The organism is Neobacillus pocheonensis, from assembly GCF_050477905.1.
In the GTDB taxonomy this organism is placed as follows: Bacteria; Bacillota; Bacilli; order Bacillales; family Cytobacillaceae; genus Neobacillus; species Neobacillus pocheonensis_A.
The window spans coordinates 22,175-35,205 of the sequence record NZ_JBCNAD010000007.1; the positions used below are offsets into that span (position 1 = coordinate 22,175).

Annotated in this window: 13 protein-coding genes; 10 read left to right on the top strand and 3 right to left on the bottom strand. The window is 36.7% G+C overall.

Translation table 11 applies throughout. The features are described from left to right. Positions 1–9: 9 nt before the first annotated feature. Positions 10–489 (bottom strand): YkyB family protein, encoded by a 480-nt coding sequence (locus ABES02_RS02940; protein WP_430130513.1) that lies wholly within the window; start codon positions 487–489, stop codon positions 10–12. Between the two features lie 282 nt (positions 490–771). Between ABES02_RS02940 and ABES02_RS02945 the strand changes: the two genes are divergently transcribed. Beyond that, on the top strand, positions 772–2,871 hold the full coding sequence (locus ABES02_RS02945; RefSeq protein ID WP_430130516.1) for an EAL domain-containing protein: 2,100 nt from the start codon (positions 772–774) through the stop codon (positions 2,869–2,871). Positions 2,872–2,905: 34 nt separating this feature from the next. Here ABES02_RS02945 and ABES02_RS02950 read toward each other — a convergent pair whose 3' ends face one another. Both ABES02_RS02950 and ABES02_RS02955 read right to left on the bottom strand, forming a co-directional pair. After that, a complete protein-coding gene (locus ABES02_RS02950) occupies positions 2,906–3,781 on the bottom strand; it encodes a metallophosphoesterase (RefSeq protein ID WP_430130519.1) in 876 nt (291 codons plus the stop codon). 350 nt (positions 3,782–4,131) lie between these two features. Further along, a complete protein-coding gene (locus tag ABES02_RS02955) occupies positions 4,132–4,956 on the bottom strand; it encodes a C39 family peptidase (RefSeq protein ID WP_430130522.1) in 825 nt (274 codons plus the stop codon). Positions 4,957–5,221: 265 nt separating this feature from the next. Here ABES02_RS02955 and ABES02_RS02960 point away from each other — a divergent pair, with 265 nt between their 5' ends. The 9 genes from ABES02_RS02960 (at position 5,222) to ABES02_RS03000 (ending at position 12,993) form a co-directional block, all read left to right on the top strand. After that, the gene (locus tag ABES02_RS02960; RefSeq protein WP_430130524.1) at positions 5,222–6,433 is read left to right on the top strand and encodes an EAL-associated domain-containing protein; all 1,212 of its coding nucleotides are present in this window, start codon (positions 5,222–5,224) and stop codon (positions 6,431–6,433) included. Positions 6,434–6,505: 72 nt separating this feature from the next. Next, a complete protein-coding gene (locus ABES02_RS02965) occupies positions 6,506–6,742 on the top strand; it encodes a hypothetical protein (RefSeq protein WP_430130527.1) in 237 nt (78 codons plus the stop codon). A gap of 192 nt (positions 6,743–6,934) precedes the next feature. After that, on the top strand, positions 6,935–7,171 hold the full coding sequence (locus tag ABES02_RS02970; RefSeq protein WP_430130530.1) for a YkuJ family protein: 237 nt from the start codon (positions 6,935–6,937) through the stop codon (positions 7,169–7,171). Positions 7,172–7,287: 116 nt separating this feature from the next. Further along, the gene (gene cbpB / locus ABES02_RS02975) at positions 7,288–7,740 is read left to right on the top strand and encodes a cyclic-di-AMP-binding protein CbpB (RefSeq protein ID WP_430130532.1); all 453 of its coding nucleotides are present in this window, start codon (positions 7,288–7,290) and stop codon (positions 7,738–7,740) included. A gap of 129 nt (positions 7,741–7,869) precedes the next feature. After that, entirely contained in the window at positions 7,870–9,300 is a 1,431-nt protein-coding gene (locus ABES02_RS02980; RefSeq protein WP_430131296.1) for an MDR family MFS transporter, read from the top strand. A gap of 34 nt (positions 9,301–9,334) precedes the next feature. Continuing rightward, on the top strand, positions 9,335–10,213 hold the full coding sequence (locus tag ABES02_RS02985) for a LysR family transcriptional regulator (RefSeq protein WP_430130535.1): 879 nt from the start codon (positions 9,335–9,337) through the stop codon (positions 10,211–10,213). An 87-nt stretch (positions 10,214–10,300) separates the two neighbouring features. Next, entirely contained in the window at positions 10,301–11,011 is a 711-nt protein-coding gene (gene dapD / locus ABES02_RS02990; RefSeq protein WP_430130538.1) for a 2,3,4,5-tetrahydropyridine-2,6-dicarboxylate N-acetyltransferase, read from the top strand. 56 nt (positions 11,012–11,067) lie between these two features. Beyond that, a complete protein-coding gene (locus tag ABES02_RS02995) occupies positions 11,068–12,189 on the top strand; it encodes an N-acetyldiaminopimelate deacetylase (protein WP_430130541.1) in 1,122 nt (373 codons plus the stop codon). 255 nt (positions 12,190–12,444) lie between these two features. Beyond that, a complete protein-coding gene (locus ABES02_RS03000) occupies positions 12,445–12,993 on the top strand; it encodes a peroxiredoxin (protein ID WP_430130543.1) in 549 nt (182 codons plus the stop codon). The last annotated feature ends 38 nt before the right edge of the window (positions 12,994–13,031 follow it).

The following is a 13,031-nucleotide window of genomic DNA, read 5'->3' on the forward strand; positions in this document are numbered from 1 at the left end:
CTTCCAAATTTAAAAATATCTTTCGCCTAATTTTTTGAAAATAGGCTTTTGGTAAGTTCTGTGTTTTTGGCGTTGATCATTCGAAGGAGGCCCTAACTCAGATAATCCAGTATAAGACAGTAATATTGCTTTTGCTGCATTTAGCGAAAGTGTCGCCTTTGGGTTTCTTACACGGTCATCTAATTTACCCAAATGTGGAAGTTGTTCAAAATCCATTTTAGCAGGTGGAATATGGAACGTATACCTTCCGCATTCAACAAGGACATCAGATTGTTGTTGGCTATTTTTGGGGTTATCAGAAAAATGAAGACCAACTTTTTTTGCTTTGCCTTCTTCAATTAGTTTTTTTAATGATTCTTGTTTTAATTTGTATAAAAATTTGGGGTTTGTTGCTGTTTTTGCATGTCGATTCACAATAAAGACTGCTTGTGCGAGGTTATCGATGGTCAGATTTACATTTTTTTGGGGATATTTCTGATCGGGATTCAAGATATGTTCTCCTTTCTATCTTTTTGAACCTCTTTATTATACCTTTTTTTTACCTGAATTAAAATATAGCAGAGGTTCTATAAAATACTTGGATTATTGATAAACAGAATATGAATGCCAGTATTTCTTATACTAATGAAAGAATAATATAATTTTAGCAAAATAATCAATATTTTCAATAAATTGCTTTCTTTCAGTTAAATTAATTGTAAAATATAAATAAAAGATTGTAAAAACATTATTGTGAAAAATTTAGTACTTTTTCGTTTGAAGGATGATGTCATGAATCAATTGCAGAATTTATTAACGGATGAGCTAGCATCTGACAAAGCAAGTAACAAAATACAAAAAATAATCTTCGATATTATTTTTCAGCATATTCAAGATATGGTTTTTGTTATGAAGGTTGAAAAGGGACCCATGTTTCGTTATTTGTTTGTCAATGAGACAGGGATGAAAAAAGCAAAACTCTCTCCAAATTCAATTGGAAAAACTCTTCAGGAAGTTCTCCCTGTTGACATCGCCAATTCTCTTCAGCGAGAGTATGTGAAATTATTAAAAAGAAAAGATATTGTGATGTATGACGATCATTTCACTTTCAACAATGAGTTTGAGGTGTATGGAGAAACGATTTTAACTCCCATTTCACAAGAAAATAATACGATCAGTTATATTGTTGCGGTAACCCGTGATGTTACCCAGTGGTACATAGAGAAAAAGAAAATAATTGAAAGTGAACAAAAGTATCGCTCGATTGTGGAAAATAATTTGGATGCGATATTTACAATTAGCCCAGAAGGTAAGATTCTTGAAGCAAACCCGGCAGCATCACTGCTGACTGGGTATTCTCTAAGGCAAATGTCAAATAGATCCATTTACGACCTTATAAATGATTCTGATATTGAAAAATTTAAAGATCTTATAGAGAAAACATATACTGGGTATGCTTTGGAAACTTTAGATTGTAAAATCTTGCATAAAAAAGGGCCACTTTTACTTGTTCATATCAAAACAGTCCCCATTGTCATACACGGTGAAATTAACGGTCTTTATGTTATTTTTAAAGATTTATCAGAACAGGCCAAAAATGTGGAAATGTTAAAATTCATGGCTTTTCATGATCAGTTAACGGGTTTATTAAATAGAAGGTCATTAATAGATCATTTAAATGAAAATATAGCTACCAAATCAAAAAACATCCATAGTTTTGCTTTGCTTTCTATTGATTTGGATAGATTTAAACAATTAAATGATACCCTTGGCCATTTAGCAGGTGATGAAATATTAAAGCAGGTAGCAGGACGTCTAATACAGTTTCAAAACGAAAATTGTCTTATCTACCGCTTAGGTGGGGATGAGTATAATATTCTATTGCTTAAATCTAACCAAAAAGTGACAAGTGCGTTTGTACAAAAAGTGTTTTCTGCCTTTTCACAATCCTTTTATTTTAATTCGCAAGAGTATTTTATTTCACCAAGTATCGGGATAAGTATGTATCCTAATGATGGAAAAGATGCAGAAATGTTGATTAAAAATGCAGATGAGGCCCTTTTTCAAGTAAAGGAGAGGGGTAAAGGACAATCTCAATTTTATCGTTCAGAAATGAGCAATGTTTATTCCAATCTTGTTACATTAGAAACACACTTAAGAAGGGCGATAGACAATAATGAGCTTACCTTGTTTTATCAACCGCAAATAGAAATTACTTCTGGAAAGGCAAAAAGCTTTGAAGCGCTGCTTCGTTGGAATAATAAAGACTTTGGCTATATTCCGCCATCTGAGTTTATTCCATTAGCTGAGGATACAGGTCTTATTCTACCGATTGGCCATTGGGTGATAGATAATGTTTGTCGACAAATCATGCTATGGAATGATAGTGGATATGATGATATACGTGTTGCCATAAACATCTCGCCTAAGCAATTTCATCAACCAAATCTTGTTCAATTTATTAAATCAATGATTGAAAAGTATAAAATTAAGCCATCTTCATTAGAAATTGAAATTACTGAAGGGGTCATGAGTGACACTAAAGAAGCCATCCCAATTATAAAAAAAGTAAAAGAATTAGGCATTTCGATTTCAGTTGATGATTTTGGAACCGGCTATTCATCGCTAAATTATATAAAACGACTTCCTATTGATGTTCTAAAAATTGATCAGTCCTTTATTCGGGATATCATGGTTGATGAGAAGGATGCAGCGATTACCACAACGATTATCCATCTTGGAAAAAGTCTTGGTCTTGAAGTTATCGCAGAGGGAGTAGAATCGAAAGAACAAGTAGAATTTCTTGTAAATGCAAAATGCCATAAAATTCAGGGCTATTATTATTCTAAACCTTTGCCAATCGATGAACTTGAATATCGATTTTTAAATTAAAAAATCCTTATCTTATTTAATGAGTAAGGATTTTTTATATTGTAGTTTGTTTTAAAGTGAAAATGGTTAATTCTGGTTTTGCCAAAAAGCGAAAAGGGAGTCTGGTTGTTCCGATTCCTCGATTGACATAGAGCGTTAATGGGTTGTCCACTCCAATGGAATAAAGGCCTTCAGGATAATTTTTAGCAAATGGTGGGATGACGAGCGCCCCAATAAACGGTATTTTAACTTGTCCTCCGTGGCTATGGCCGCTAATTTGCCATTCAATAGGATATCTCGATGCATCCTCAGCGAGATCAGGTGCATGGGATAAAAGAATCTTGAAACGATTCTTCGGTATTTTTTTTAAGGCCATGGGCAAATCTGGCTTCCCTAACATCGCATCATCAATACCCAGTAAAAAGATACTGCTTCCATCCTTTAATCTAATGGATGTCGACTCATTTAATAGGACGGTAAAATTAGTAGCTTCCATAATATTTCGATAAATATCAGACCCATAGCCGCCATGGTCGTGATTACCGAAAATACAGAATTTCCCTAAGGGTGGGCGCAATTTTTCCAAAATAGGAATCAATTTATTAATTTCAGTGTATTTATTAGGCTCATCCATTAAATCGCCAGTAAAAAAAATAATGTCAGGCTTAAGTGAATTGATTTTATCTACCAATTTTGTGAATTGATGTAAGTTATATTGAAAGCCAAGATGCGTATCGCTAAACTGGATAATTTTTATACCGTTAAAGCTTTTAGGGATTAAAGGGTGTTTAATTTCTATTTTTTTGATATCGAGTAATGAGGGCTCAATCCGATTGGCATAAAAGTAGCCCCCCGAACTTAGGCCGAAAACGGTAAGAAGTGAACCAAAAGTTCGTTTCAAAAACGTTCTCCTTTTCAGTTTTTTAGGCATTTTTATCTACCAACCCATCTTTAATTTACTTTAATGAAGGCGCTGTTAAACGATATTGTTGTTTATGTACTCTGTTGATTGGAGCGGAAGGCGCTCGACTCCTGCGGGAGTACGGGGCAGGGGAGACCCCACAGGTGCTAATGAGCCGAGGAGGCTCCCAGGCACGCCCGCGCGGCGCTGAGCGCCTGGAGCGGAAATCGACAGCCAAATTTAAAAGTGCCTTAATAAAAAGTAGATTCCCTATGTATTTTCAGTAAAATTAACTCTTTTTGCAAGTGATATAGTTACTATTAATTTTTATTCGAAAAAAATAAGAAAATTCATAAAAAAAGCAGCCTGATCGGGCTGCTTTAACGATAGCTTACTGCACGATTTTGCAGTGCTTTCCATGAGGTGATAAATTGCTGTTTGTTAACTCTAACCTGTTTCCTTCCTGAAAGCGGATCATTTAAATAAACATGATTGGTATCATATCCTACAAGAACGACGGCATGTAAATCAAGTGGTGTTTTAATATATTGGTTTCCGTGATACCAACCTTCCCAACGGTCAGGAATACGATAATCCCCCGTAGTCCATACCACCACTGGGTATCCAGCGGAAACATGCTCTAATACCCGTTCAAAAGGCAGACTGGTTAGATTGACGGCCCTGCCGGGAAGTTTTTGGTTAATTAAAGCAATCATTGGCTTATCAAACACCGCATATCCGGCTCTTCTCCCAGACATATCCCCAACGAATCCATCAGCTGGGTTACCCCATCGCAATATATCACCCTTAGGCGACTTGATAAGCGGGTCAGGATCTTTTTGAACCTGTCGGTATAACTCCATTTTATTCGTTTTAACACCGGCATAATTTAACACCATCGCCAGGCTGGTCACTTCACAGCCATATCTCAACTCTGGGTTTTGCCTAATTAATATGACATTGAGCATGGCTGAATTTTTTTTCGCTGTTGTATTAACGGTTGTATTTTTATATTCTGTATTTTTTGGATTAATCACTTGGTTGGTAAGATCATTAATCGAATAGCTTGTGGTCTTGGGTTCTTCCACAACTGAATATGATGAAGCAGGCTTGTTCTTTTTGGGGCTTGAACTTGGTGTATCATCATTAAAGTGGCTGCATCCAAACATCGGAAGGATCGAGGCAACTAAGCAAAGTTTTTTCAAAAACTTATCCTCCTTATTTGTCTAGCTCCAGCGCCTAGGGGCTCTTTGGTCTAAGCCAATCCGTCGCAAAGGTTAAAAAGCAACCTTTCCGCCGGCTCGTCTTATGCTTGTCGCCCCTGTTCAAGGAGCCTCCGCTTTTCTAACAAGCTTGAGAATAGTGTTTGATTGTTTCTTTTCTGCTATAATGGTATCCTTTTGGTAATGAACGGGCTGGAGCATGTTAACGTATGGTATTATAAGTAAAATTTTTTTTGGAGGTACTTGGATGGATGCCTTGGAAATCCTATCGGATCTTGAAAATGTTTTTCCTTATTTCCAACCGATTTTTAGTGCCGATGAGCAACAAGTCATTGCCTATGAAGTTTTGGGAAGATATCGAACTGAGGATAATATTATTAGCCTGGGGCCCTTTTTTAAGGATGATCAAATTCCGGATGAATATAAATTTGAAGTGGACCTGCTGTTAGTTAAGAAAGCACTAGAAAAAGCATTTGATCTTGAGAATGATATAAGTATATTTCTGAATCGAAATGCTGAGTTATTAATGTATGGACATGGTGAGCCTTTTTTACAAGAACTATTAGCTTTTGAAAAAAAAGGATTTAACTTAAGCCGGATCGTCCTTGAAATTTCGGACCGAAATTATCGGGGTGATTTAGATCAATTTGATCATTTGTTACAGTATTATAGGACATATGGGATAAAAATTGCAATTTCCAGCATTGATAGTGAAAGCCATCATTTTGAACGCATTGGCCAGCTGGAACCAGATATTTTGAAAATTAATCTAGAAGCACTTAAATCAACTGCCACTGGAGTGAACTTTAATGATGTGTTGTTCACGTTATCTCTTTTAGCAAGAAAAATAGGAGCCACGCTCTTATTTGAAAATATTGAGATGAGCTATCAACTCCAGTTCGCATGGAAGAACGGCGGCCGCTATTATCAAGGCTTTTATTTATATCCACCTGAAGCTGAATTTATTCAAAGAGATTTTTTAAAACATCGCTTAAAAGAAAAATTTCACGATTTTATTTCTTATGAAAAAAGAAAATTAGAGGGTGTTTATTTAGCTACAGAATATTTTCATGTAAAAGTCCAAGAAATCGTCATGAAAAACAAAAAAGTTGGCTATGAAGAGCTATTTCAGGCGGTAGTGAAGGAAATGGATCAAATTGCTTTTCGAATGTATATTTGTGATGAAGATGGTTTTCAAAAATCAGCGAATTTTTTTAATGGAAAAAATGGATGGGTTATTCAATCAGAATATATGAACAAAAACTGGAGCTGGCGACCTTATTTTTTAGAAAATATCATTAAAATGAGAAACGAAAGAAAAGGGATATTATCCGATTTATATTGTGATATCGAAACAGGAGAGAATATTCGAACCTTTTCATATCCCATGAACGAAAATGAATATTTATTTATCGATATTTCTTATCAATACTTATTTGAACACGATCAATTACTGTAATTTTGTCCTTGTATAAGATGATTCATGGTGTGGCAATTTAATCTTAGATTTTATTATGAAGGAGCAAAAGCCATGAATCTTTTTGAAATGACCATAGCTATTATCATTGCAGGGTTACTTGCGGTTTCGTTTATTTATACACTTGTTGTTGGAAGACAGCAAAAAGTGGCGGAAGGGGACATTGATACCCAAATAGCAAAGCCGATCCAAAAAAATGTTTATGTAAAAAATCCCATTTTTCTAGCTTATGGAATCTTTTTTGCATTAGCATTGTTTATCGTCCTTTTTGTAGCCATCACCTTTTATTAGGAGGTCTCGTTCCACATGAGGCCTATTTTTTTTGCTATTTTAAAAAAATTAGCCAATTTTTTCATTTTTACTTGGACAAATAGAGTTTGTTATTTTATTCTTTTAATATTGGCATGTGAATAAGGATAGAAACAAGTCAATTGCGAAACATAAAAGTATAAGTTTGTTTGTGTTTGAAAGGAGAATAAATTAATGTCACAGCTTCAAGGTATATTAACAAGATTAAAAAATCTTCAAGAACAATCAAGCAGCGGTGAGCCTGCGCAGCGTTATTTTGAGGTTAATGGAGAAAGAAAGTGCCAAGTCACTTTTCATCCTAAGACGGAAACGTTTGAATTAGAAGTATATAATGAAAAGGAAAAGCCAAAACGATATCAATTTGATAATGTTGATATGATTACAATTGAAATCTTTGATCTAATTCAATAGGAACCTTTATGGTTCCTTTCTTTTCCTAATGCTCAAGGTATTTAAAGTTACACAGACATCCGAAAACTATGATAAAATATGTCTGTAGAAAAACATACATTGAGGAGTTTTCGGCGATGATTAGTCTTCCCAGTGGGGAATTTTTAGAATTAACGATTAAAGAATTAATGATCCCATCTGAACGGGTAGCACATGTGCAAATTGGTAACAGTCTCGAACATGCCTTATTGGTTTTAACAAAAAGCGGCTATACCGCGATACCAGTCCTAGACCCGCATTATAAGCTTCATGGGCTGATTAGCACTCCGATTATCATGGACTCCATTCTTGGGCTGGAAAGAATTGAATTTGAAAAGCTTGAGAATAAACGTGTAGAAGAGGTTATGAAAAAATCTATTCCTCGGATTAAAATATCCGGTTCGCTTAGCAGGTCCTTGGAGCTGCTTGTCACTCAGCCCTTTTTATGTGTTGAGACAGAAGATGGATTTTTTGAAGGGATTTTGCCAAGAAGCACTGTATTAAATCAATTAAATAAATTGGTAAAACGTTTTACAAAACATGATAAATAATTGCTCCTGGCCCCCTTTTTGGGGGCTGTATTTTTTTAAATAGGTGAGGTGTGAAGTTTGGGCACTGCTATTGAGAAATCAACGGCTCAAAAAAAACAAACTAAAAGACCGCTTGTTTTAGCAGCTGTCATGCTTGCGATGTTCATGGGGGCAATCGAAGCGACCATTGTTTCAACTGCGATGCCTGCAATAGTTGCTGATTTGGGTGGATTTACTCTTTACAGCTGGGTATTTTCTGCATATCTTTTAATGAATGCCGTCACGGTGTTGATTTATGGTAAATTATCTGATCTTTTTGGTCGAAAACCCATTCTTTCAATTGGAATTATTATCTTTTTAATTGGATCGATTCTATGCGGGTTTGCTACATCTATGAAAACCTTAATTATTTTCCGATTAATTCAAGGTCTTGGAGCAGGTGCGGTTACTCCGATTGCTACAACCATTGTAGGGGATATATATACAGCTGAGGAAAGAGCGAAAATTCAAGGGTATCTATCTAGTGTTTGGGGAATCTCTGCGATTACTGGACCTGCCGTTGGTGGACTGCTTGTACAATATGTCAGTTGGCATTATGTCTTTTGGATTAATATCCCTCTAGGAGTTCTAGCTCTTCTTGGGTTATGGCTATTTTTGCATGAGAACCTCGCTAAGAAAAAGCATAAGATTGACTATATTGGTGCTACTCTATTAACGATTGCCATTTCATCGCTAATGTTTGTTTTAGTAGAAGGTGGTAGTCATAGGCCTTGGAGCTCATGGCAGGTTCTTGGTCTTCTCACCATGTCCGTAGTAGCTTTTATCTGTTTTGTCTATCAGGAAGGACGTGCAAGCGAACCCGTCATGCCTTTCTCTATTTGGAAGGAAAGATCAATTTTTATTGCCAATATTACTTCGCTAACAACCGGAATAATGTTAATTGGAATTTCCAGCTTTTTGCCTACCTTTGTACAGGGGGTAATGGAACAGACGGCCATTGTAGCTGGGTTTTCATTAACAACCATGTCCATCGGTTGGCCGATTTCCTCGGCTCTCGCTGGTAAAATGCTTATCACGATTGGTTATCGAAAAACCTCCATAACAGGCGGTGTATTTTTAATTATTGGTAGTATTGCATTTGTGACTATGTCTGCTTCATCAGGCCCTATTTGGGCAGCAGTGGGTTCCTTCTTTGTAGGAGTGGGTATGGGCTTAACCTCAACGGCTTTTATCGTCTCGATCCAAAGCACTGTTAGCTGGCAGCAGCGTGGTATTGCTACGGCAGCCAATATGTTTATGAGAAACCTCGGGAATACCATTGGTGCTGCACTACTAGGTGGAATTTTAAATAATCGTTTAAGTAATTATTTAAATGAGAAAGATAAGTCATTAACAGTGGATGATGCAAATATACTTCTCAAAGCCAATGAGCGGGATAAACTGCCCTATTCTGTCCGTAATTTATTACAAGATGGATTAACGATATCGTTACATTCTGTTTATTATATTGTTCTCGCTTTTGCCTTGATTAGTTTACTGTTAATATTTTTTATACCCAAAAAGGAAGATAGCTCTGTGTAATCGGCACAGAGCTTTTTTGAAGGAGGAGAAGACCATGTCCTCATTATCGGAATTTCAATTATTATCAGTTTTAGCTCAAGAAATGAATATGCGTAAAGCATCGGAGCGGCTATTTGTCTCACAGCCGGCCCTTTCTCAGCGCTTGCAAACCATCGAAAAAGAATGGGGGGCTAAATTATTTATCCGCTCGCAAAAAGGCCTAGCCCTCACTCCTGCAGGAGAGCAAGTAATTAATTTTGTAAATGACGTTCTCAATAAGCAAGAAAAGGTTCGTGAAAATATTTATTCGCTGCAGTCCGGAGTGTCAGGCACCCTGAAAATAGCAGTTGCCTCGATAGTAGGTCAAAACTGGCTGCCTCAAGTATTAAAGAAATTTATTGATAAATATCCCCAAGCGAAAATATCATTGGTTACAGGTTGGAGCAGTGAAATATTAAAATGCTTATATGATGATCAGGTTCATATTGGTATTATCCGGGGTACTCCTGATTGGAAGGGGGTGAAAGTACATTTATTCGATGATCCCCTTTACCTGGTTGACAGGGAAATTACAAGTCAGGAACAAGTTTTGGATATCGACCGTCCATTTATCCAGTTTAGAAGTGACTCGAACTATTATCAGGAAATTCAGGACTGGTGGATGAGAAATTTTAAAACATCGCCAAAAAGAACAGTGCTTGTGGATCAAATTGAAACCTGTAAACAGATGGCCTTTAACGGAATTGGCTATGCCATATTGCCGGGGATTACTCTGACTAAAGCAGAACGGGATATTTTCAAAATTCCCCTTTTAGATGAGAATGACAAGCCGCTTAAAAGGGATACATGGCTGCTGGGATATGAGTCTTCCTTCCAATTAAAGCAGGTTCAGGCATTTGTTGAACTCATAAAAGAACATATTTCTGAATCTTAGGAAGGTTTCGGGCTATTTTTCTTGTTTTCAGTCCTTTTGTTTGGTAAATTATTTTTTAGTACATACAATTAGGGGGTACAAAGCATTATGAAAATGATGGATGCACATGAAATTATTTCTTTTATCCAAAATAGTAAAAAATCTACTCCAGTGAAGGTTTATTTAAAAGGTGATTTAGCTGGGATTGATTTTGGCGCTAGTGCTAAGACTTTTGTAAATGAAAATACTGGCGTTGTTTTCGGTGAATGGGCAGAAATTAGCGAAGCGCTGGAGGCAAACAAACAAAAAATTGAAGATTTTGTTGTTGAAAATGATCGCCGTAATTCCGCCATTCCATTACTTGATACAAAGCATATCAATGCCCGTATTGAACCAGGTGTTACCATTCGTGATCAAGTTGAAATCGGTGATAATGCCGTTATTATGATGGGGGCTGTTATCAATATTGGAGCCGTTATCGGCGAAAAAACAATGATTGATATGGGTGTTGTTCTAGGTGGAAGGGCAACAGTCGGAAAGAATTGTCACATTGGCGCTGGAACCGTTCTAGCAGGCGTCATTGAACCGCCATCAGCAAAGCCAGTAGTTGTTGAAGATGATGTTTTAATTGGTGCTAATGCTGTAGTTCTAGAAGGAGTTACCATTGGACAAGGTTCCGTTGTAGCGGCAGGCGCAGTGGTTACTCAGGACGTAGCTCCATATACCGTTGTAGCAGGAATGCCAGCTAGAAAAATTAAAGATATTGACGAAAAGACAAAGTCTAAAACGGAAATTATGCAGGAACTTCGTCAACTATAATAAAACGGAAGCGTGGAGAACCTCCACGCTTCTTTTTAAAAAAGGAGAGGCAAAAAATGGATTCATTAATCAAAATACGCCGTGACCTTCATCAAATTCCTGAACTTGGATTTCAGGAGTATAAAACGCAAGCATACTTATTGGCGTATTTAGAGAATTTACCTCAAGAGCGATTATCGATTAAAAAATGGAAAACAGGATTATTTGTAAAGGTTCATGGTCTAAAGCCTAAAAAAACAATAGGTTTCAGGACGGATATTGATGGATTGCCGATCAGTGAAGAAACAGGCTTGCCGTTTTCATCTTCGCATGAGGATAGAATGCACGCCTGTGGACATGATTTTCACATGACAATCGCTCTTGGAGTTCTGAAGCATTTTGTCGAAAATCCGATTAAAGATGACCTGCTGTTTATTTTCCAGCCAGCAGAAGAAGGACCGGGCGGAGCCGAACCAATGTTAAAAACAGCAGAAATGCAGGAATGGAAGCCTGATATGATTTTTGCTCTTCATATTGCGCCGGAGTATCCTGTCGGGACAATTGCTGTGAAAGAAGGGCTTTTGTTTGCCAATACCTCGGAATTGTTCATTGATTTGAAGGGAAAAGGCGGGCATGCAGCCTATCCACACCAAACAAATGATATGGTTATAGCGGCATGTACACTCGTTACTCAGCTACAAACTATTATTTCAAGAAATGTAAACCCGTTAGATAGTGCTGTTATAACAATTGGAAAAATTACCGGGGGAACCGTTCAAAATATCATTGCTGAAAAAGCAAGGCTCGAAGGAACGATTCGAACATTGTCGCCAGAATCGATGAAGAAAGTGAAGCATCGCATCGAGGCATTAGTAAAAGGAATTGAAACAGGCTTTGAATGTGAAGCTGTCATTGATTATGGCTCTATGTATCACCAAGTTTATAATACGGAATCCATAACAAGGGATTTTATCAATTATATACAAGAAAATACAGATGTTCAGGTGATCGAATGCAAAGAGGCCATGACTGGAGAGGATTTTGGGTACATGCTTAAAGAGATTCCTGGTCTCATGTTCTGGCTTGGTGTCGATTCACCATTCGGGCTACACCATGCCAAATTAAATCCCAATGAACAGGCTATAGAGGTTGCTGTTAAGATAATGACGAGCTATTTATCGTATAAAGCTGAAGGCTAATCATTTTATTCTCTAGGATAATCATGGTAAAATATAAGAGAATAAAAGGAATATTGTTACATATCGTCGTTTATTATCGAACAAATAGGAGAAACTGATTAAGGGGAATTTTAGGTTATAATTAATAATAAGTATTTATTTAAATTAATTATAATTTAATATTGACTCAAATTTAGATTTGTCCTATAATAAAAAATGTCAAAGAGATAGCAAATGAGAATTGCTATAATACTTAATTAATTTGGAGGGATTCAAATGCCAGAACGTATGGTAGCTAAACAAGCCCCGCGCTTTGAAATGGACGCAGTATTGCCAAATAAAGAATTTGGTAAAGTAAGTCTTGAAGAAAATATGAAAAATGATAAATGGACAGTTTTGTTCTTCTATCCAATGGACTTTACTTTTGTTTGTCCAACTGAAATTACAGCTCTATCTGATCGTTATGATGAGTTTGAAGACCTTGATGCACAAGTAATCGGTGTTTCAACTGACACTATTCATACACACCTTGCTTGGATCAAAACAGATCGTAAGGAAAACGGACTTGGCGATTTAAATTACCCATTAGCGGCAGACACTAACCATGTTGTAGCCCGTGATTATGGCGTTCTAATTGAAGAAGAAGGTATTGCACTTCGCGGCTTATTCATCATCAGCCCTGAAGGTGAATTAATGTATTCTGTTGTTAACCACAACAATATCGGCCGTGACGTTGATGAAACATTACGTGTTCTTCAAGCATTACAAACTGGCGGTCTTTGCCCAGCAAACTGGAAGCCAGGACAAGCTACTCTTAACGTATAATTATTAACCAAACAAGATAGACCTAACCTTTTAAAGTG

What these genes read in the sequence shown, in the direction of transcription:
- ABES02_RS02970 (WP_430130530.1), top strand. Translation starts at nt 6,935, where the DNA reads ATGTCACAGCTTCAAGGTATATTAACAAGATTAAAAAATCTTCAAGAA.
- ABES02_RS02965 (WP_430130527.1), top strand. Translation starts at nt 6,506, where the DNA reads ATGAATCTTTTTGAAATGACCATAGCTATTATCATTGCAGGGTTACTT.
- dapD (WP_430130538.1), top strand. Translation starts at nt 10,301, where the DNA reads ATGAAAATGATGGATGCACATGAAATTATTTCTTTTATCCAAAATAGT.
- ABES02_RS02985 (WP_430130535.1), top strand. Translation starts at nt 9,335, where the DNA reads ATGTCCTCATTATCGGAATTTCAATTATTATCAGTTTTAGCTCAAGAA.
- ABES02_RS02945 (WP_430130516.1), top strand. Translation starts at nt 772, where the DNA reads ATGAATCAATTGCAGAATTTATTAACGGATGAGCTAGCATCTGACAAA.
- ABES02_RS02995 (WP_430130541.1), top strand. Translation starts at nt 11,068, where the DNA reads ATGGATTCATTAATCAAAATACGCCGTGACCTTCATCAAATTCCTGAA.
- ABES02_RS02980 (WP_430131296.1), top strand. Translation starts at nt 7,870, where the DNA reads ATGCTTGCGATGTTCATGGGGGCAATCGAAGCGACCATTGTTTCAACT.
- cbpB (WP_430130532.1), top strand. Translation starts at nt 7,288, where the DNA reads ATGATTAGTCTTCCCAGTGGGGAATTTTTAGAATTAACGATTAAAGAA.
- ABES02_RS02960 (WP_430130524.1), top strand. Translation starts at nt 5,222, where the DNA reads ATGGATGCCTTGGAAATCCTATCGGATCTTGAAAATGTTTTTCCTTAT.
- ABES02_RS02950 (WP_430130519.1), bottom strand. Translation starts at nt 3,781, where the DNA reads ATGCCTAAAAAACTGAAAAGGAGAACGTTTTTGAAACGAACTTTTGGT.
- ABES02_RS03000 (WP_430130543.1), top strand. Translation starts at nt 12,445, where the DNA reads ATGCCAGAACGTATGGTAGCTAAACAAGCCCCGCGCTTTGAAATGGAC.